At 69.6% G+C, this 17,914-nt stretch carries 19 protein-coding genes; 7 read left to right on the forward strand and 12 right to left on the reverse strand.

Annotated elements, in window-relative coordinates:
* The first annotated feature begins 42 nt into the window (after window positions 1–42).
* Entirely contained in the window at window positions 43–759 is a 717-nt protein-coding gene (locus tag Ahu01nite_RS05290; RefSeq protein ID WP_203835407.1) for an aldo/keto reductase, read from the forward strand.
* Here Ahu01nite_RS05290 and Ahu01nite_RS05295 read toward each other — a convergent pair.
* Entirely contained in the window at window positions 748–1,089 is a 342-nt protein-coding gene (locus Ahu01nite_RS05295; protein WP_239158629.1) for a DUF6204 family protein, read from the reverse strand. The two genes, Ahu01nite_RS05290 and Ahu01nite_RS05295, sit on opposite strands and share 12 nt — an antisense overlap.
* A gap of 32 nt (window positions 1,090–1,121) precedes the next feature.
* Window positions 1,122–2,792 (reverse strand): alkaline phosphatase family protein, encoded by a 1,671-nt coding sequence (locus Ahu01nite_RS05300; RefSeq protein WP_203835243.1) that lies wholly within the window; start codon window positions 2,790–2,792, stop codon window positions 1,122–1,124.
* Window positions 2,793–2,931: 139 nt separating this feature from the next.
* Between Ahu01nite_RS05300 and Ahu01nite_RS05305 the strand changes: the two genes are divergently transcribed.
* Window positions 2,932–3,906 (forward strand): methyltransferase, encoded by a 975-nt coding sequence (locus tag Ahu01nite_RS05305; protein ID WP_203835244.1) that lies wholly within the window; start codon window positions 2,932–2,934, stop codon window positions 3,904–3,906.
* Here Ahu01nite_RS05305 and Ahu01nite_RS05310 read toward each other — a convergent pair.
* Complete coding sequence (locus Ahu01nite_RS05310; protein ID WP_203835245.1) at window positions 3,887–4,588, reverse strand: DUF998 domain-containing protein; 702 nt, start codon at window positions 4,586–4,588, stop codon at window positions 3,887–3,889. The two genes, Ahu01nite_RS05305 and Ahu01nite_RS05310, sit on opposite strands and share 20 nt — an antisense overlap.
* A 467-nt stretch (window positions 4,589–5,055) precedes the next feature.
* Entirely contained in the window at window positions 5,056–5,553 is a 498-nt protein-coding gene (locus Ahu01nite_RS51765; protein ID WP_369076626.1) for an endonuclease VII domain-containing protein, read from the reverse strand.
* Window positions 5,554–5,769: 216 nt separating this feature from the next.
* Between Ahu01nite_RS51765 and Ahu01nite_RS05320 the strand changes: the two genes are divergently transcribed.
* The gene (locus Ahu01nite_RS05320) at window positions 5,770–6,309 is read left to right on the forward strand and encodes an endonuclease VII domain-containing protein (RefSeq protein WP_203835247.1); all 540 of its coding nucleotides are present in this window, start codon (window positions 5,770–5,772) and stop codon (window positions 6,307–6,309) included.
* Here Ahu01nite_RS05320 and Ahu01nite_RS05325 read toward each other — a convergent pair.
* The 3 genes from Ahu01nite_RS05325 to Ahu01nite_RS05335 form a co-directional block, all read right to left on the reverse strand.
* Window positions 6,304–7,968 carry a CocE/NonD family hydrolase gene (locus tag Ahu01nite_RS05325; RefSeq protein ID WP_203835248.1) on the reverse strand — a complete coding sequence of 555 codons (1,665 nt, stop codon included), beginning with the start codon at window positions 7,966–7,968 and terminating at the stop codon, window positions 6,304–6,306. The two genes, Ahu01nite_RS05320 and Ahu01nite_RS05325, sit on opposite strands and share 6 nt — an antisense overlap.
* Before the next feature lie 64 nt (window positions 7,969–8,032).
* Window positions 8,033–8,578 (reverse strand): P-loop nucleotide/nucleoside kinase family protein, encoded by a 546-nt coding sequence (locus Ahu01nite_RS05330; RefSeq protein WP_203835249.1) that lies wholly within the window; start codon window positions 8,576–8,578, stop codon window positions 8,033–8,035.
* Between the two features lie 107 nt (window positions 8,579–8,685).
* Window positions 8,686–9,390, reverse strand: a complete 705-nt coding sequence (locus tag Ahu01nite_RS05335) for a GbsR/MarR family transcriptional regulator (RefSeq protein WP_203835250.1) — start codon at window positions 9,388–9,390, stop codon at window positions 8,686–8,688.
* 212 nt (window positions 9,391–9,602) lie between these two features.
* Between Ahu01nite_RS05335 and Ahu01nite_RS05340 the strand changes: the two genes are divergently transcribed.
* The 3 genes from Ahu01nite_RS05340 to Ahu01nite_RS05350 are packed head-to-tail and all read left to right on the forward strand — an operon-like array spanning window position 9,603 to window position 12,231.
* Complete coding sequence (locus Ahu01nite_RS05340) at window positions 9,603–10,271, forward strand: DUF4097 family beta strand repeat-containing protein (protein WP_203835251.1); 669 nt, start codon at window positions 9,603–9,605, stop codon at window positions 10,269–10,271.
* A gap of 25 nt (window positions 10,272–10,296) precedes the next feature.
* Window positions 10,297–11,361 carry a serine hydrolase domain-containing protein gene (locus tag Ahu01nite_RS05345; protein ID WP_203835252.1) on the forward strand — a complete coding sequence of 355 codons (1,065 nt, stop codon included), beginning with the start codon at window positions 10,297–10,299 and terminating at the stop codon, window positions 11,359–11,361.
* 45 nt (window positions 11,362–11,406) lie between these two features.
* On the forward strand, window positions 11,407–12,231 hold the full coding sequence (locus tag Ahu01nite_RS05350; RefSeq protein WP_239158630.1) for an alpha/beta fold hydrolase: 825 nt from the start codon (window positions 11,407–11,409) through the stop codon (window positions 12,229–12,231).
* 3 nt (window positions 12,232–12,234) lie between these two features.
* Here the strand turns inward: Ahu01nite_RS05350 and Ahu01nite_RS05355 are convergent, their stop codons facing one another.
* Complete coding sequence (locus tag Ahu01nite_RS05355) at window positions 12,235–12,996, reverse strand: maleylpyruvate isomerase family mycothiol-dependent enzyme (RefSeq protein WP_203835253.1); 762 nt, start codon at window positions 12,994–12,996, stop codon at window positions 12,235–12,237.
* A gap of 40 nt (window positions 12,997–13,036) precedes the next feature.
* Window positions 13,037–13,708 carry a TetR/AcrR family transcriptional regulator gene (locus Ahu01nite_RS05360; protein ID WP_203835254.1) on the reverse strand — a complete coding sequence of 224 codons (672 nt, stop codon included), beginning with the start codon at window positions 13,706–13,708 and terminating at the stop codon, window positions 13,037–13,039.
* A 96-nt stretch (window positions 13,709–13,804) separates the two neighbouring features.
* On the opposite strand from Ahu01nite_RS05360, the gene Ahu01nite_RS05365 reads away from it, so the two are divergent.
* Entirely contained in the window at window positions 13,805–14,482 is a 678-nt protein-coding gene (locus tag Ahu01nite_RS05365) for an SDR family NAD(P)-dependent oxidoreductase (RefSeq protein WP_203835255.1), read from the forward strand.
* Window positions 14,483–14,486: 4 nt separating this feature from the next.
* On the opposite strand, the gene Ahu01nite_RS05370 is transcribed toward Ahu01nite_RS05365, so the two are convergent.
* From Ahu01nite_RS05370 to Ahu01nite_RS05380, 3 genes are read right to left on the reverse strand one after another with little or no spacing between them, the layout of a single operon-like run.
* On the reverse strand, window positions 14,487–16,517 hold the full coding sequence (locus tag Ahu01nite_RS05370; RefSeq protein WP_203835256.1) for an NAD(+) synthase: 2,031 nt from the start codon (window positions 16,515–16,517) through the stop codon (window positions 14,487–14,489).
* 11 nt (window positions 16,518–16,528) lie between these two features.
* Window positions 16,529–17,050: a DUF6817 domain-containing protein gene (locus Ahu01nite_RS05375; RefSeq protein WP_203835257.1), complete on the reverse strand. Its 522-nt coding sequence runs from the start codon at window positions 17,048–17,050 to the stop codon at window positions 16,529–16,531.
* Window positions 17,051–17,914 (reverse strand): Vgb family protein, encoded by an 864-nt coding sequence (locus Ahu01nite_RS05380; RefSeq protein ID WP_203835258.1) that lies wholly within the window; start codon window positions 17,912–17,914, stop codon window positions 17,051–17,053.

Consider the following 17,914-nt stretch of genomic DNA (forward strand, 5'->3'; position numbering starts at 1 on the left):
GCAGCCGGGACAGCACCACTGGGAGACCGCGTCGTCAACCGCATGGGCTTCGGGACGATGCGGATCACCGCGAACCCGGACCGTGACCTGGCGATCCGGGTGCTGCGCCGCGCGTACGAGCTGGGCGTCAACCACTTCGACACGGCCGCGTTCTACGTGTCACCCGGCGGGACGCTCGGGGTCGGGACCGGGGAGAAGCGGTATGCCGCGGAGCTTCTGCGGGCCGCGCTCAGCCCGTACCCCTCAGAGATCGTCATCGCGACCAAGGTCGGAACCCGCAGCGGGAAGCCCCTGCGGGAGCGCATCGAAGCGAACCTGCAGTTACTCGGAGTGGAACGCCTCGACGTGGTGAACCTGCGTCTCGCCGACAACGCCGGGTCCCTCGCCGAGCCGTTCGCAGAGCTGGCCCGAATGCGCGACGAAGGCCTGATCCGTGACCTGGGCATCTCCAACGTGACCGTCGCGCACCTCGACGAGGCGCAGACGATCGCGCCCGTGGTGTGCGTGCAGAACGCGTTCGGCCTGGACTACCCGGACCGTACGATGCTCGACGCCTGCGGTCAGCGACAGATCGCGTTCGTGCCGTTCTTCTCCCTCGCCGGCACCGACCGTGAGAAAGGCACCCCGGCCACGGTGCGCGACCATCAGCAGCGGCTCGCGTGGACGCTGCACCAGGGACCGCACGTCCTCGCGATCCCCGGCACCGGCAGCGTCGAGCACCTGGAACAGAACATCGCCGCCGGTGCGCTAGCCCTGTAAACGGCGACCGCGGGGGCCGAGCGGGACCAGTGACATGTCCGTGGTCTGCGAGGTCAGATTTTTGTACGCATACCCGCGCGCGTTCATCCACTGCGCGGCCGCGGTCTCGGCGGCGGCGGTGACCTTGGCGATGTCGCTGTCCTGCTCGGCGGTGCCCTCGTAGCGGAACGTGAAGAACGGCCGGGTCGCGATGTCATAGGTCAGCGACCCGGCCGCGGTGAACGCCGCGAACGCCACATCGTGCTGCGCGGCGTCGGCGAGCAGTGCGGCACGCTGGTCGGCGGTCAGCACGTCGAACGCGCCCTTGACGGTCACCCGGATCGTTTTCACGCAGTCGATTCTCGCAGCCGCCGCCACCGAATTTATCGAGGCGGGGACAGGGGGCGGCTGGTGTCGTCGGTGGGACCGAACGCCGTCAGGAACCGGTCGCGGAACTCCGCCATCGGCCACACCGGCGCGGCGGGCTGCGGCTCCAGGCCGTCGGTCCAGCCCCAGTCGCTGACCCGGTCGAGGACCTTCGGGTCATGGGCGACGATCGTGATCGGCACGTCGTGGCTGGCGCCCTCACCCACGACGATCGGGGCGGGCTGATGGTCGCCGAGGAACACCAGGACGAGGTTGTCGTCGCCGTACTTCTGCACCCAGGACACGAGCGCACCGACCGAGTACACGATCGACTTGGCGTACTCGGCGCGGATCAGGTCCTTGTCCTTCCACACCTCACCGGTCGTCTTCGCCTGCGCCTTCTGCTGCGTGTAGACCGAGCCGTCGCCGACCTGGTCCCAGCCGATCTTCGACGGGATCGGCGCCCACGGCGTGTGACTCGACACGAACGTCATCTCGGCCATCAACGGACCCCGGCCGGGCTTGGCGTACTCCTGGTCGGTGAACGACTTCAGCGTGAACTGGTCCGGCATCGTCGCCCACGAGAACGCCGGCCCGTGATAACCCAGGGTGTGGGAGTCGTACACCTGGTCGTAGCCGTAAAAAGTGCCTTCCGGCCACGCGTACGTGACACCGGGCTCGACGCCGACCGTACGCCACGCCCCGGTCTTCTTGAACGCGCTGGTCAGCGTCAGCCGGTCCCCCGACACCAGGCTCCGGTAGCGCTGCTGGTTCCCGATCGTCACCCCCGACTGGAACGTCGAATGCGCCAGCCAGCTCCCGCCACCGGCCGTCGGTGAGGTCAGGAACCCGGACTTCGCCGCGAACCCGCGGGTCTTCAGATCCGCGGTCCCCTTCGTCAGCGCCGCATGCACGATCGTGTCGAGCGTCGGGTCCTGCACCGCGGAACGCCCGTAGCTCTCGATGAACGTGAACACCACATCCTTGCCCCGCAGCCCGGTCAGCAACTGATCGCCCGCGGTGTCCTTGAACGCGTCGGTCGCCGCCTCATCCGCGAACGCCTTCTTGTCCCGGATCGCCGCCGGCACCGTCCCGATCCCGTCGCGCGCCAGCGCCACCGCACTGTCGGACGCCACATACACCCCCGGCACGAACGAGGTCCCCAGCAACGCCACCGCCACCCACACGACCGCCCCGCCGGCCAACCCCCTGCGCGAGGCCGTCTCATGCCGCCCCGCGACGGCGGCCAACCGCCTTACTGCCAAAACCATGCCTATGAGTACGCCCAGAGCAACCAGAACCGCACCGGCCGCCGCCCCGACAGCGCCCAGCTCACCGAACGAGTCCTGCACGAACCGGTACCCGTCGGCGAACAACGGCCAGTCCAGCACCGGGTCGAACGCCCGCGCCAGCACCGCGAAGAACCCGATGTCGATCACCTTGAGCACGGTCAGCAGCCCCAGCACACCCCCGAGCACCCCCGCGACGATCATCCGTGCCCGCCGCGGCAGCACCAGCAGCACCGCGAACGCGACCAGCGCCTCGATCGGCACCCGCACGAACGCCCGCCACACCGGCGTCCCCGCCGGCAACCGGGTCACCTGATCCGGGACAACAAGGGCAAGGAAGACAATCACGGCGGCGAACCCGGTGAGGGCCCACCCTGCGGCACGACGCTTGCGAGACAAAACGGGAGATCCTTAGACGAGACGACAGCGAACGGCAGGAGGTTACTCCTGCTGTCTGGACACGCCTCCCGGCCACATCCGGTTCATTACTTTCCCCACGGGCCGCTTTCTTGCTTTCCCCACGGGTTAGCGTCAGTCCATGAACCTCTGGGCAGCCGCCGACCTGCTGACCCCGATGGCGATCCGCGTCGCGGCAACCCTGCGCCTGGCCGACCACCTCACCGCCGGCACCCGCACCACCACCGCCCTGGCCACCGCGGTCGACGCCGACCCGGGCGCCCTGCAACGCCTGCTGAATCACCTGGTCACCGCCCAGGTCCTCACCCGCGACGACGACCTCTACTCCCTGACACCCCTCGGCGACCAGCTACGCGCCGACCACCCGTCGAACGCCCGGGCCTGGCTCGACCTCACCGGCGCCATCGGCCACGCCGAACTGTCCTTCATCCACCTGCTCCACACCGTCCGCACCGGCGAACCCGCGTACCCCCAGCTCTACGGCACCCCGTTCTGGGACGACCTGACCGCCGACCCCGCCCGCGCCGCGTCCTTCGACGCTCTGATGGCCTCCCGCCTGTCCACCGACGCCCCCGCCATCGCCGCGGCGTACCCCTGGTCCGGCCTGGGCCACCTCATCGACGTCGGCGGCGGCAACGCCACCCTGCTCATCGCCATCCTGCAAGCCCACCCCACCCTGCGCGGCACCGTCCTCGACCTGCAGGGCCCCGCCGCCCGCGCCGCCCAGGCCATCGCCGCGGCGAACCTCACCGACCGCGCCGGTACCCACCCGGGCAGCTTCTTCGACCCGCTCCCCGCCGGCGCCGGCGGCTACCTGCTCAGCGGCGTCCTGCACGACTGGGACGACCCCCACGGCACCCACATCCTGCACCGCTGCGCGACCGCAGCCGCCCCGGCAGGCACCGTCCTCGTCCTGGAAGACGGCACCGGCATCGAACCCCCGAACACCACGGGCGACCTGCGCATGCTCTGCTACCTCCAGGGCCAGGACCGTACGCACACCCACCTGATCGCCCTGGCCCACGAAGCCGGCCTCACCCACACCGGCACCACCACAATCGCCGAGCGTTCCCTGCTCAGCTTCCAGCCCGCTTGATCATCGACACTCCCGCACACAGCAACCCGACCAGGAACGGCTCAGCGGCGCCCCGCTCGATCAGCCCGATGACGCCGATCGGACTGTCACCCCCGGCCATGATCGCCGCGAGATAAGCCACCGTCGACACCAGACCAACCACCCCAGCGACCACCATCCCCCGCCCAGCGTCACGCGACACCCCGATCCGCCGCCACATCCTCCCGAGCCCCATGGCCAGCACGTTCGCCCCGGTAAAACCCGCAAACGCCCCCAGGCTGTGAAACTCCCCGGTGCCATCGGTCAACGCCTCCCCCGACCCATGAAACAACGCGAGCAGAACACCCCCGACGGCCAACATCCCCGCAGGAACAAGCGCCGCCCACCGCCGCGCGCCGTTCAGCCCGCGCAGCATCGCCACCCCGGCAAGGATGACAATGCCGAACAAGAAGAACCCGGTATTCATCACCCACGCCAGCGGCGAATACATGTACTGCCCGAACAACGTCGACGGCCCGCGAACCCCCAGGTCACTAATGAAGTGATGGGTGTAGCTGTACCCCGGATCCGTCCACGCCGCCGCCGCAACAAACTCCGCAACCAGGTAGATCGCCGGCCCTGCAACGAGCAACGCGCCTGCGGTCCGGCGTTGCTCAGGCTGGTTTGCCGCGGTGCCGCGGCTTTCTGATTCGGTAACGGCCATCAGGGTGCCCTCCGTGGTCAGCTCAGTTGATAACGCTTCAGCGACCACAGGCTGAGCCGCATCACTGACACCCCACTGACACGACGCTGACAGGCGTGGCCGGGCCCGCTATGACGGCCGACCATGGCCTGCGTGTCGCGCAGCGTTGGCGACGGCGCTGCCAACCCTTCCCTTCGAGGGTCGCCGGACTAGCTCGTCAAGGATCCGGCGCACGGCACCGGCGGCCGTGCCGGTGCCGCAGGCGCGGGTCGCGTCGTCCAGGGCGAGAGCTACAGCTTGATGACCGGCTTCCCTCAGCGGCGTTCTCTCAAGATTTCGGTACCACCGGACGGCCGGCCTCGCAGACACTTCTCGCGGCATCGCTCGACCCGTAATTATCGTATTGCGATTAACAGCAATCCAGTAAAGCAAAAACGGACAAATCTAGAGCCGCCCATAATGACGACTATGTTGTATCAACGCGAACGTTAGGTCTGGTGGAGGTACGAGACCGCGGCCAGGAGAGCAGGGACGCTTTCGCGGAAGCTGCCCAAGCCGGCGTTGCACCCGCTGCAGAGCAGGCCACGAACCCGGAGCGAGGTGTGACAATGATCAACAGTGAGCTTGAAGGCTGGCGCCGACGGGCTGCCATCCCGCCGAGGCCGTCCACTGGCGACGACGGGGATGTCATCCTCGTGTCGCTGACAGATTGCGCATCGGTACCCCTGCTTTGCACGCAGCGAGTCGTACTCGGCGACGGAGATGCCGTACTTGGCTCTCAGGTTCACGGCTCGTACCCGGTCCGCGCCGAGGCGTTCCCGAGACCTCCGGTTGGTCACCACGGAACGGGCTCGGCACGACTGACAGCTCAACCGGAGTTTTCCTGACGTGTCGACAAATGCCTCCGGCGGAGCCGTACGCCGGCAACGGGAGCACCACTGGGGCGCGGATTGGTCGGGAGGAGCGGGGTCGTCCAAGTTCGCCATGGAGCGACGCTAGGACTCACCTACGACAGTTTTGCCGTCCTGCCGCGCCGGGATGAGGAAAGTGTCAGACTCTCGGTTTAGGTTCGGCGGGTGGGCGAGAAGGTTTGTCAGGCGTGCCGGAAGGTGCGTCCAGAGGGGAACTTCCAGACAACCGCCGGACGGGCTACCGCTCGGTGCCGTGAGTGCCTGCAGTATGCGCGGGCGCAGAGCCGGGCGGTGCGGGCGCGGATCGGGTCTGCCAGGGTCCGGGCGGACAACCTCTGGCAGAAGTACCGCATTACCCCGGAGCAGTACGACGCGTTGCGCTCCGCGCAGGGGTTCCGGTGCAGGATCTGCGGGATCCACGAGGACGACATCACCGCAGTGTCGCGGGGGCGGCCGCGGCTGGATGGGAAGCCGGCGGCGGAGGCGTTCCGGCTCGTGGTGGATCACTGTCACCGAAGCGGGCAGGTGCGGGGGCTTCTGTGTGCTCACTGCAACGCGATGATCGGTCAGGCCCGGGATCGGCCGGACGTGTTGCGCGCTGCTGCTGCGTACCTTGATGACGCCGACGGCACCGGGGTGAGCGTTGAGGCGGTGTGCAAGCTCAGAATCATCGACTCGGATCCGGCGGGCCGGCCACCACGGACCGTTCGTTTCGGGGGTGCCGTTTCGGTGCGGATTGACGGCTACATTGTCCGGCTCACGCCGGGTGAGACGAAGACCGTCATCTCAGCGTCGGGTGAGTATGAGGTCATCACGCTGCCGTGGTCATGAGGACGGTCCCCAGTCGGTGGTGCTGGTGTGGAAGAGGGCTGGGTCGGCCAGTGGCACGTTGAGGATCGACTGTTCGATGGTGTATATGCCGCCCGCCAGGTTGGAAAGTTGCTGCGGGGTGGGGGCGAGGGTCAGGTGGAACGTGGCCGGGGCCTGGCTGGTGAGGGTGAGCTGCAGCCGGGTGCCGGCGGGGAGCAGGGCGAAGGTGGCCAGCAATGCGATGTCGTAGCGGGTGGTGACACCGGGGGTGACGGGTTGGCGGCTGGCCTTGGTGAAGGGGTGGCTGGGTTGCAGGAGGGCGTGGCTTGACCCGTACCAGCTGATTCGGGGGTCGAGCTTGCGCTGGCTGCCGATCAGGACGCCCTCCGCCTGCTTGACCACCGAACCGTCCGGGGTGAGGGCGGTGAGGGTGGCGGTTAGCTGGACGTCGGTGGTGGTGGAGCTGGCGTGGACCGTGACGGTGCTCGGTCCGTCGAGGACGGCGGCGTGGGTCAGTGGGGCGCTGGTGTAGGTAAGCGCGCTGGACGGAGCCCAGGCCAGAGTCTTCGTGTCGGCGCCGAAGTCGAAGGTGGCGGTTGCCGGGGACGGGGGCCAGGCTGCTACGTCGACCCAGCGGTTCGCGCCGGTCTGGAACAGGTGCAGCGGCGTACGGGTGGTGGCCATGGCGGTGGGGGTGTGTTTGAGCCAGGTGTCGAACCAGGCCAGGCGGATGGCCTGCATGGTGGGACTGTCGACGTTCTGCTGGTGTTCCCAGGGGCCGACGATGGCCTGGTAGCGGGCGGTGACCCGGTCGCCGGGGCGGACCGGGGCGGTCAGGGGGCGGTGGAAGTAGGCGTTCTGGGCGGCGGTGTAGGCGCCGAGGTTGCCGCCGGGGAACAGGTCGTGCCAGCCGGCTTCGGTCAGGGCCGGGATGTTGTTGGCGACGACCGCCGGCATCAGGCGGATGACGCTGCGGTCCTGCCAGTAGCGGTTGTTGTACGAGCGCGGGCCGCCGGTCGCCAGGTCGTTGACGGTTTCGGACTGCGGGTCCGTGGCCGGGTTGTCCTGCGGGCCGCGGGGTTCGAGGTCACCGGTGTCGGCTACGGCCGTGGTCGGGATGCCACCGAGGGCGGCGAAGTCGTTGTAGAAGTCCGAGTCGGTGCAGAACGGCGCGATGACTTTCAACGGGGAATGCGGGCCGACCGCGGCCGCGGTGAACCACTGGTTGATGCCCAGGTACGAGCAGCCGTCCAGCCCCACCGTGCCGTCCGAGCCGGGCAGGGCGTGCGCGGCCCAGTCGACGAGCTCGGCACCGTCGCGGCCCTGGCGGGCGCCGAACCAGTCGAGCCGGCCACCGGAGGAGCCGGTTCCGCGTACTGACGTCGCGATGTAGATGTAGCCGTGCTGGACGAAGTACCTTCCGGCCATGACCGACGGGAACGGCCCGGCGATACCGTACGGATCCTGGCTGAGCAGCACCGGGAACGTCCCGGGGGCACGAGCGCCGGTCGTGAGGTCCGTCGGATAGATCACCTGCGCGGCGATCACGACACCGTCGTCCATGGTCACGGTCAGGTTCTGCAGCGCACTGACCCCGTACAACGATGGGGTGGCAGCGCGGGCCGGGGTGGGCGTGAGGATGAGCAGAACCAGAACCGCGATAGCGCAGAACCGACGCATGCGAGCCACCCTACGACGACGCCACAGAGCACGAGGCGCCTGACGTCAGGGATCTGACTGAGCATCAGGGATCTGACTGGGCCGGGGTGAGCGACGGCCAGCGGTCGGTAGCCCATTGCGGCCAGCCGGACCAGCCCGGCGGTGGGCCGGGCACGGGACTGGTGCTGTCGAGTTCGGCGTCGTCGGGTGCCTGGAACTGGGCGCGCCACGTGACCAGGTCGGCGTCCGACATCGGGAACGTCGTGTGAGGTGCGGTGGCCTGGCGGTGGGCGACCCGGGCGCGTTGGACGTCCGGCTCGACGGGCAGGTACACCACCGTGCAGGACGCGTCGGCCGTGGCTGCCAGCCAGCGCAGGGCGGAGCGTTCGTCGCGGCCCCAGAGGCCGAAATCGAGGACGACGTTCGTGCCGATGCGAAGGGCCTGCAGGGCGACCATGATGAGCCGGCCTTCGAGCAGGTCCCGTTTGCCGTCGGGCTGGACGCCGTCGTACAGGGCGATCATCCATTCGTCCGGGGTCAGTCTCAGGGCCTGGTGCGACGCCGCGAGCTGGGCGGCCGTGGTGGTTTTACCGGCACCGGGCAGGCCGACGATCAGGAAGAGGTGCGACAAGGGTTGCTCCACGGATCACGCGGGATGGTCGGGACACCGATCCGGCGGTAGGAAGAGGCCGCCGGCTAAGCGGCGGAACCGATCTCCATGCAACCCATGGCGTCACCCTAGCCTTTGGGGTGCAGGATGTCGCGGGCCTGGTCGGCGGCGCGGACGATGGCTTCGGAGACGAAGTCGACGAAGCGGGCGATGTTCTCCAGCCGCTCCGCAACGGGGGTGCCGGCGCCGACGACGCCCACACCCTGGCGGGCGATCACGCCGAGGTGGGCGGTGGCGCGGGCGCTGGCCATGGTGGACTGGTAGAGGACGTCGTCGTCGACGACATAGCGTTCCCGGCGGCGGTCGTCGCGTTCGCGGCGGACGAGGCCCTGGGCTTCGAGGAACGCGACCGCCTTGGACACCGATGCCGGGCTGATCCGCAGGCGCCCGGCCAGCTCGGCGGCGGTGAGGCCGCCGGTGTCGGTCATGTAGATCGCGGCGACGATCCGGGCCGTCATCTTGGGCAGGCCGCCCTGAACGAAGACCGCCGCGAACGTCTCCTCGTAGTCCTGCACGGCCTGCGTGTCACGCTCGCCGGGCTGCGGGGGTGCGCCGGGGGTGGTGGTCTTCTTGCGCTGCCGGGCGCGGCGTTCCGTGGCAAGGCCGGCCAGGTCGGCGCGGTAGGCCGTGGGGCCGCCGTTACGCATGACCTCGCGGGTCACGGTCGAGGTCGGGCGGTCGAGGCGCCGGGCGATCTCCGCATAGGGCAGCCCGCCGGCCAGGCCCGTGGTGATCTGCTGGCGTTCCTGCTGGGTGAGCCTGCCTCCCGGCATCGCGGTCTCCTTCGTCGTCGCTGTTCTGTCCACAGTAGCGTTCAATTTCAAACCATTGCAACGTACATGCCCGGAGTGTTGCGTTAAATTCAGAACCAATGCAATGAATGTACGCCTCTGAGCTGCTAGAACGTCGTCAGTGCGCAACGAAAGCGTTGAGGGAACCGTGAAGGCAACGTAGCGTTTCTCGTATCAGAAAGAAGGAGCACATCATGCAGACGTTCACCACCCCCACCCCCGTCACCGCCGTCCTCGACATCCCCGCCGGCCGCATCCAGGTCATCGCCGCCAACCGCGCCGACACCACCGTCGAGGTCCTGCCGTTCGACGCCGCCAAGGGCCGCGACGTGAAAGCCGCGGAACGCATCACGGTCTCCTACGGCGACGGCGTCCTGCGGATCGAGGCAGCGAAGCCGGCAAACGCACTGCTCGGCTCGTCCGGATACGTCGAAGTGACCGTGCAGCTGCCCGCTGGGTCGTCGGTCGAGGCGAAGGCTGCCAGCGCCGAACTACGCGGCGTCGGACGTCTCGGCGACGTCACCGTCGAGGCCGCGGGCGGCTCGGTCCAGCTCGACGAGACCGCGAATGCGCACCTGACCCTGCAGAACGGCGGGATCACGGTCGGCCGGCTCGGTGGCTCCGCGCAGCTCAGCACCCAGAAGGGCGACCTGAGCGTCACCGAGGCCACCGGCGGCACCGTCGAGCTGAACACCGGGCACGGCAGCATCTCGGTCGGCGCCGCACCCGGAACCGCCGCGTCCCTCGACGCCGGCACCTCCTTCGGCCGCGTCCACAACGCCCTCGCGACCACCGGCGGCGGCACCGCGCTGAGCATTCACGCGACGACCGCCCACGGCGACATCACCGCCCGCACCCTCTGAGCCATTCCCGACAAGGAGAACCGTCATGACCAAGGACCTGCAGAAAGCCACCGAAGCGTTCGTCGACGCCGGCTTCGCCGGACTACAGCTGCGCGTGCACGACGAGCAGGGTGAATGGGTCGGCAGCGCCGGCGTACGCAAGCTGGGCGAGAGTGCCCCGCCACCGACCGACGGCCGCTTCTGGGCGGGCAGCGTCGCCAAGCCCTTCACCGCCACCGTGGTCCTGCAACTGGTGGGCGAGGAGAAACTCGGCCTGGACAGCCCGGTGGCGCAGCATCTGCCGAGCCTGGGGCTCGACGAGCGGATCACCGTACGCATGCTGCTGCAGCACACCAGCGGCCTGTTCAACTACACCGGCGAGTACTACGCCGACGGAACCTTCGCACCGGGAATCCCCGCGACCGGCAAGGAATGGGTCGACACACGCCTGCAGACCTACGACGCGCAGGCCCTGGTGGAGCTGGCGTTGTCGAAACCGGCGCGCTTCGACCCGGGCACCGACTGGAGCTACTCCAACACCAACTACACGCTGGCCACCCTGCTGATCGGGGCGGTCACCGGCAGCTCGTACGGCGAGCAGCTGCACCACCGGATCCTGCGGCCGCTCGGACTGCACGACACCCAGCTGGCGGGCACGACCACGGACCTGCCCCACCCGTACGCCCACGGCTACTACCGCTACGAGGACGCCGGCGACTGGACGGTCGCCGACGTCTCGCGCCAGAACCTGTCGATGATGCCCGGCGCCGGTGGCGCGATCACGACGACCCGGGACCTGCACACGTTCTTCGCCGCACTCAACGGCGGCACGCTGCTCCCGGCGGCGCTGCTGGCGGAGATGCGTACGCCGCAGGGCCCGATCGACTACGGCATGGGCCTGTTCGTGCAGGACCTCGGCCCGGACTGCGGCGGCATCGTCTACCACCACAACGGCGGCGCACCCGGCGGCTACGGAGCCCTGATGTACAGCACCCCCGACGGCACCAGGACCCTGACCGCCGGACTGACCATGGGCGACGCCCCGATCAACCCGGCCGAGGTGTTCCCGCAGGCACTGGACACCCTCGTCAGAGCGGTGTTCTGCGAGTGACTTATTGAGGGGCGGCCGGGCGTCGCCCCTCAATAGGATTCCCTGATGGAGACACGGGAACGGTTCGTGACGTCCGGGCCGGTGCGGTTGTGGACCGAGCGTGCGGGGGACCCCGGTCACCCCGCCGTGCTGCTGATCATGGGGTCGGCGGCGCAGGGCATCAGCTGCCCGGACGCGCTGGTCACCGGGCTCGTCGACCGCGGCGTGCAGGTCATCCGGTTCGACCACCGCGACACCGGCCGTTCCAGCGTCATCGACTTCGACACCCACCCGTACACGCTCGACGGCATGGCCGCCGACTGCCTCGCCGTGCTCGACGGCTACGGCCTCGATGCCGCGCACCTGGCCGGGGGGTCGATGGGCGGGGTGATCGCGCAGTGGCTGGCCGTGCACGAGCCGGCCCGCGTACGGTCCCTGACGCTGCTGAGCAGCACACCGATGGGCCACCACCCGGACCTGCCGAAGCCGTCACCCCAGCTGCTGGCGCATTTCGCCGCCGGACTGCCGCAGGGAGTGGAGACCGACGTGGCGCTGTTCCGCATCTTCAACGGGCCGGTCCGCCCGTTCGACGAACCGGCCTTGCGCGTGATGCTCGAGCGGGCGTTGTCGCGGGCCACCGACCCGGCCGCGGCGGCGAACCACAACCGGGCGGCGAGGGCGCTCACCCCTGGCCTGCTCGCCCCGCTGTCGTCGATCGTCGCGCCGACCACGGTCGTCCACGGTGATCAGGACCCGATCTTCCCGCTCGAGCACGGCGAGGCATTGGCTGCGGCGATCGCGGGTGCGGACCTGCACGTCGTACCCGGGATGGGGCATGTGTATTTCTCGCCCGGCCTGCCGGGCCGGGTCGCTGAGCTGATCCGGCTGTGAGCTCTATACCGACGGGTCCCACGCGATGAGCTGCTCGAAGACGGTCCGGTCGCCGGTGATCTCGACGTCGTCGATGGAGTTGCGGCCGTAGCAGAACAGGACCAGGTCACTGGCGGTGCCGCGGGCGGAGACGTCCGCGGGGGCCGGCTCGGTCCCGATGGTGGCCCTGGCGCCGTCGGCGGAGAAGTGCAGGCGCCAGGAGCGGCCCTCGGTGGCGTGGTAGTCGAGGATGGCGGGCTTGTGGGGCCAGGGGCTCGGCGTGGCGACGCAGGTGAACTGGAACTCCTCGATCCCGTCGAGGGCCACGTCGTCGGGTAGCGGCTGCGGGGCGCCCACGGTCAGCTGCGCGTCGTACGTGTGGACGGAGATCTCCTGCAACTGGTGCCGGGCGACGGCGAAGCAGGTCTTCGGGGACTGCGATCCGCCCCACCACACCCAGCAGCCACGGTCCGGGCCGGCTTCCCGCAGCGCGTCCAGCAGCTGCTCGGTGGCGTCGGCCAGCCAGGCGAGCAGCTGCTCCCGGTCGCTGGGTACGGCGGGGCCGTTCCCGGTGGCCTTGGCGGTGGCGTCGGGACCTGCGGCAACGGTCGCGGCCCAGGCGTAACGGCCTTCACCGATGTGCTTCGCCAGGTCGGACAGCGTCCACCCGGGACAGGTCGGCACCGGCGTGTCAAGGCTGGGCGCGGCGGCGATCGCGGCGCGGAAAGCCGTTGACCGCTCGTCGATCAGGCGCAGCAGGTCGGTGAAGTCAAGAGTGGTGTCCACCGCGGATGTCTACCATCACACCCCGCGCACCGACAGCGAATTACGGCGTGGAGCTGCTCTGCGTCCGCCGCATGGTCCGCAGCAGGGCGTCGTGGGCCGGTGGCGCCGGCAGCGGGCGGCTGTTGTCGGCGGCGAAGGCCTGCAGCATGTACTCGATGTGGCGCTGCCACGCATCAGGTGCCGTGGCGGCGGTCGCGGCGACCACGCCGGCGTTGGCGATCAGCAGGACGATCATGTCGTCGGGGTGGAAGTCCTTACGCAGGCCGCCGGACGCCTTGGCCTTACGCACGATGGTGAGCCAGTCGCGCAGGGCGGAGCCGCGGTGTTCCTCCAGCTGCGCGACGGCCGGATTGACCGCGGCGAACGTGACGGTGAGCAGGTCGGCGAAGCCACGGTCACCGGACTGCATGGCACACACGCGGCGCACGTAGCCGCAGAACCCCTGCCACGGATCCGGCTCTGCCAGCGCCTGCGCGGCGGCCTCCGCGTAGGCGGTCATCTTGTCGCCGAACGCGGCAGCGATCAGCGAGGCCCGGTCGGGGAAACGGCGGTGCACAGTGGCTTCCCCGACCCCGGCCCGCCGGGCGATCTCGTCGAACGGCACCTGCAGCCCGGCTTCGGCGAACGCGCGTTGCGCGGCCGCCACGATCGCGGTCCGGTTACGCGCGGCGTCGGTGCGCAGGGGCCGCTCGGGAGACGTCGGGCTGGTCACACCCCACATGCTCGCACAAGTGGAGCCATGCCGCCACTTATCTGCTAGCGTAAATGAAGGAACGGCTCCACTTACGGGGCCAGGGAGGAATCAGACATGCCCACTATCGCCATCATCGGTGCCGGACCCGGTCTCGGCCTGTCCATCGCCACACGGTTCGGGCGCGAAGGCTTCAGCGTCGGGCTCGTCTCGCGTACCCGGAAGAACCTGGATGCACTTGTTGTCGAGCTCGGATCAAAGGGCATCGAAGCAGCCGGGTACGCCGCGGACGTCACCGATCCGGTCGCGCTCGCCGGTGCCGTCGCGAAGGTCACCGAGCGGTTCGGGCCGATCGATGTGCTCAGCTTCTCCCCCAACGCGGGTGGCGACAGTGCACTCGCGCCGGTCGCTGTCACCGACCTCACGCTGGAGTCGGTCCGCCCGCAGGTGGACTTCTACCTGGGTGGGGGGCTCGCCGCCGCGCAGCAGGTCCTGCCGGCGATGACCGGGCGGGGCAGCGGCACGATCCTGTTCAGCACCGGCGGGACCTCCGCCAACCCCGGCATGATGCCCGCGTTCGGCAACATCGCGGTCGGTGCGGGCGCGCTGCGCACGTATGCGTTGTCGTTGCATGCCGCCGTTGCCGACCGGGGCGTCTACGTCGCGCATGTCCCGCTGTCGGTCTGGATCGGGCACGGCGGCCCGGAGACGCAGCCGGACACCATCGCCGAGCACTACTGGAGCATCCATACCGAACGCGAAGGCGCCGAGCACCCCTACGTCGCGCTGGGGTAGCGGGTCAGGACTCCCAGCGGGCGAGGTCGCGCAGCCAGGCGTAGGCGGTGCCGTCCGAGGGGGCTCGCCAGTCGCCGCGCGGGGAGAGGGAGCCGCCGGCGGACACCTTCGGGCCGTTCGGCATGGCGGAACGTTTGAACTGGGCGAACTGGAAGAAGCGGCGGCAGAAGTACTCCAGCCACTTGCGGATCTCCGGCAGGTCGTACTCCCCGCGGTCGGCCTCCGGGAAGCCGGGCGGCCAGGCACCGGCGGCAGCATCGTGCCAGGCGTGCCAGGCCAGGAACGCGATCTTCGACGGGCGGAAGCCGTAGCGCAGCACGTGGAACAGGGTGAAATCGTGCAGCGCGTACGGGCCGATCGTCGACTCCGTGGACTGCGGGGTGTCGCCGGGGACGAGTTCGGGGCTGATCTCCGTGCCGAGGATCGCGGTCAGGGTCGCGGCGGTGCCGGCGTCGAACTGGTCGCTGGCGACGACCCAGCGGATCAGGTGCTGCATCAGGGTTTTGGGGACGCCGGAGTTGACGTTGTAGTGGCTCATCTGGTCGCCGACGCCGTACGTGCACCAGCCCAGGGCCAGCTCGGACAGGTCACCGGTGCCGAGGACGATCCCGCCGCGCTGGTTGGCGAGCCGGAACAGATAGTCCGTGCGCAGCCCGGCCTGCACGTTCTCGAAGGTGACGTCGTAGACCGGCTCCCCGGCGGAGAACGGGTGTCCCATCTCCTCCAGCATGATCCGCGCGGCCGGTTTGATGTCGAGCTCCGCGGCGGTGACCCCGAGCGACCGCATCAGCGCGTGGGCGTTGGCCTTGGTGTGGTCGCTGGTCGCGAAGCCTGGCATCGTGAACGCGAGGATGTCGCTGCGGGGCCGCCCGGCGCGGTCCATCGCCTGGGCCGCGACGATCAGGGCGTGGGTGGAGTCGAGACCACCGGACACACCGATGACGACTTTCGGGCCGCCGATCGCGGCGAGGCGCTGGGTCAGCCCGGCGACCTGGATGTTGTACGCCTCGTAACAGTCCTGCGCGAGCCGTTGCGCGTCGGCGGGCACGAACGGGAACCGTTCCACGCGGCGGCGCAGGCCCAGGTCGGTGGCGGGCGGGTCGAGCCGGAACGCGATCTGCTGGAAGTCGCCGGTGCGGGCGGCGTGGGTGCGGCGGTTGTCGTCGAACGTGCCCTGGCGCTGGCGTTCCTGGCGCAGCAGGTCCAGGTCGATGTCCGCGATCGCCGTGCGGTCGTCGGGGGGGAAGCGCTCGGTCTCGGCGAGCAGGGCCCCGTTCTCGTAGATCATGGTCTGGCCGTCCCAGGACAGGTCCGTGGTCGACTCCCCGGCGCCGGCAGCGGCGTACACATAGGCGGCCAGGCACCGCGACGACGCCGAGCGGACCAGCAACCGGCGGTCCTCGGCGCGGCCGACGGTGATCGGGCTGCCCGACAGGTTGACCAGCAGGGTCGCTCCGGCGAGGGCGGCTTCGGCGCTGGGCGGCACCGGCATCCACATGTCCTCGCAGATCTCGGCGTGCAGGACCAGGCCGGGCACGTCCTCGGCGGTGAACAGCAGGTTCACCCCGAACGGTACGTCCACCGCGCCGACCCGGATCGTCGAACTGCGCTCGTCGTCACCGGCGGCGAGCTGGCGTTGCTCGTAGAACTCGCGGTAGTTCGGCAGGTACGACTTCGGGGCCACCCCGAGGACCCGCCCGCGGTGGATGACGACTGCGCAGTTGTAGATGCGGTTGCGGTGCCGCAGCGGCGCCCCGACCACGAGCACGCTCAACAGGTCGCTCGTCCCGGCGACCACGGTCTGCAGCGCCGTTTCGACGTCGTCGAGCAGGACGTCCTGCAGCAGCAGGTCCTCGATCGAATAGCCGGACAGCGTCAGCTCGGGGAACACCGCCACGGCGACACCCTCGTCGGCGCAGCGGCGTGCCTGCTGCAGGACCGCGGCGGCGTTGACCGGCGGATCCGCGAGGGCGGTGTGGCCGGTGCAGGCGGCGACCCGGGCGAAACCGTGCTGGTAGATCGACCGCATGTTCATCACCCAAGATCTTACGCCAGCACCCGCCGCACCTCGGCCGACACCGGCGGGGACAGCAGGGGTGCCCAGGACGCGAACAGGTCCCGGAAGTAGCCGCCGTACCGCGCGGCGATCGCCGGGTCCTGCTCGAGCACGTCCAGCTCGTTGATCACACTGAGGTCCGCGAACGGCGTCACGACATCATCGGGCAGCGCCACCGCGGTGTCCGTCCAGCGGTCCCAGACCTGCCGGGTTTCGGGGAGCATTTTCCACGTGCGGGAACGTTCACACGACCCGTACCGATGGACCAGGTCTTCGGCCCGGTCCCCGATCAGAGCCTGCAGCGGCCCGCGGTCGGTGTGGTCCAGCAGGGCCAGATCGAACCCGTCGGTGCTGTACGCCGCATGCGTCAGCCCCGCCACCTGCACCTCCCGATCGTGTCCCAGCGCACCGAGCCGTTCCTGCACCCGGTTGAGATGCGCGTAGAGGGTCCCGCCGGGGTGTTCGACCGTCTCGGTCCCCCGCGCCCGCAGCCATTTCCTGACGTCGTCCATCTACGACACGATATGCGTTAGGCGACCGATTTCCAGGGCCGCCCACACCCCGCCGGTGGCGTCGACGGTGATGCCGTGCGGCTCGGACTTCTCGGTGGGCAGGTCATGAGCGGTGAGTGTGCCGTCGGGGGTGCGATGGCCGATCCTGTTCGCGCCCCACTCGGTGAACCACAGGTCCCCCACGCCGGCGGCGGCGATCGCGTGCGGCCGGGCCGTCCGGTCGCTCAGCGGGAACTCCGTGATCGTCCCGCCGGTGGTGATCCGGCCGAGCTGCCCGGCGCCGATCTCCACGAACCACAGGTCCACGCCGTCGCTGGTGATACCGACCGGTGCTGCATCGGGGGTGGGCAGCTCGTGCAGGCGCACGTCACCGCCGGTGGTGATCCGGCCGATCGCATTGGCCTGGTTGAGGGTGAACCACAGCGCACCGTCGGGCCCCGCGGTGATCATCGCCGGGAACGCCGCGTCGGGCAGGGGGAACTCCGTGACCGTGCCGTCGGGTGCGAGCCGGCCGATGCGGCTGGTGGTCATCGCGGTGAACCACAGCGCGCCGTCGGGGCCGGCCGCCAGGCCGTACGCTCCGGAGCCCGTCGGCAGCGGGAACGAGCGCAGGTCGGTGCCGAGGCGGCTGATCGTATCGTCGCGGGTGCGGGTGAACCACACGGCGTCGTCGGGGCCGGCGACGATCACGGCCGGCTGGCTCTGCGGGGCGTCCAGGCCGATCGTGGTGACGTCACCGCCGGGGCTGATTCTGACGAGCTCGCCGCTGTGCGCGCACGTCACCCACAGCGTCCCGTCGGGGCCGGTGGTGAGGGAATACGGTCCGGCGTCCGGCCCGGTGATCGTGAGCTCTCGGATATCCAC

It is taken from the genome of Winogradskya humida, from assembly GCF_016862215.1.
Lineage (GTDB): Bacteria > Actinomycetota > Actinomycetes > Mycobacteriales > Micromonosporaceae > Actinoplanes > Actinoplanes humidus.

Bases quoted from the DNA above. Each gene is read 5' to 3' on its own strand.
- Ahu01nite_RS05290 (WP_203835407.1), top strand. From the start codon at position 43: ATGGGCTTCGGGACGATGCGGATCACCGCGAACCCGGACCGTGACCTG.
- Ahu01nite_RS05305 (WP_203835244.1), top strand. From the start codon at position 2,932: ATGAACCTCTGGGCAGCCGCCGACCTGCTGACCCCGATGGCGATCCGC.
- Ahu01nite_RS05310 (WP_203835245.1), bottom strand. From the start codon at position 4,588: ATGGCCGTTACCGAATCAGAAAGCCGCGGCACCGCGGCAAACCAGCCT.
- Ahu01nite_RS51765 (WP_369076626.1), bottom strand. From the start codon at position 5,553: ATGGCGAACTTGGACGACCCCGCTCCTCCCGACCAATCCGCGCCCCAG.
- Ahu01nite_RS05325 (WP_203835248.1), bottom strand. From the start codon at position 7,968: ATGCGTCGGTTCTGCGCTATCGCGGTTCTGGTTCTGCTCATCCTCACG.
- Ahu01nite_RS05335 (WP_203835250.1), bottom strand. From the start codon at position 9,390: ATGCCGGGAGGCAGGCTCACCCAGCAGGAACGCCAGCAGATCACCACG.
- Ahu01nite_RS05340 (WP_203835251.1), top strand. From the start codon at position 9,603: ATGCAGACGTTCACCACCCCCACCCCCGTCACCGCCGTCCTCGACATC.
- Ahu01nite_RS05345 (WP_203835252.1), top strand. From the start codon at position 10,297: ATGACCAAGGACCTGCAGAAAGCCACCGAAGCGTTCGTCGACGCCGGC.
- Ahu01nite_RS05350 (WP_239158630.1), top strand. From the start codon at position 11,407: ATGGAGACACGGGAACGGTTCGTGACGTCCGGGCCGGTGCGGTTGTGG.
- Ahu01nite_RS05365 (WP_203835255.1), top strand. From the start codon at position 13,805: ATGCCCACTATCGCCATCATCGGTGCCGGACCCGGTCTCGGCCTGTCC.
- Ahu01nite_RS05370 (WP_203835256.1), bottom strand. From the start codon at position 16,517: ATGAACATGCGGTCGATCTACCAGCACGGTTTCGCCCGGGTCGCCGCC.
- Ahu01nite_RS05375 (WP_203835257.1), bottom strand. From the start codon at position 17,050: ATGGACGACGTCAGGAAATGGCTGCGGGCGCGGGGGACCGAGACGGTC.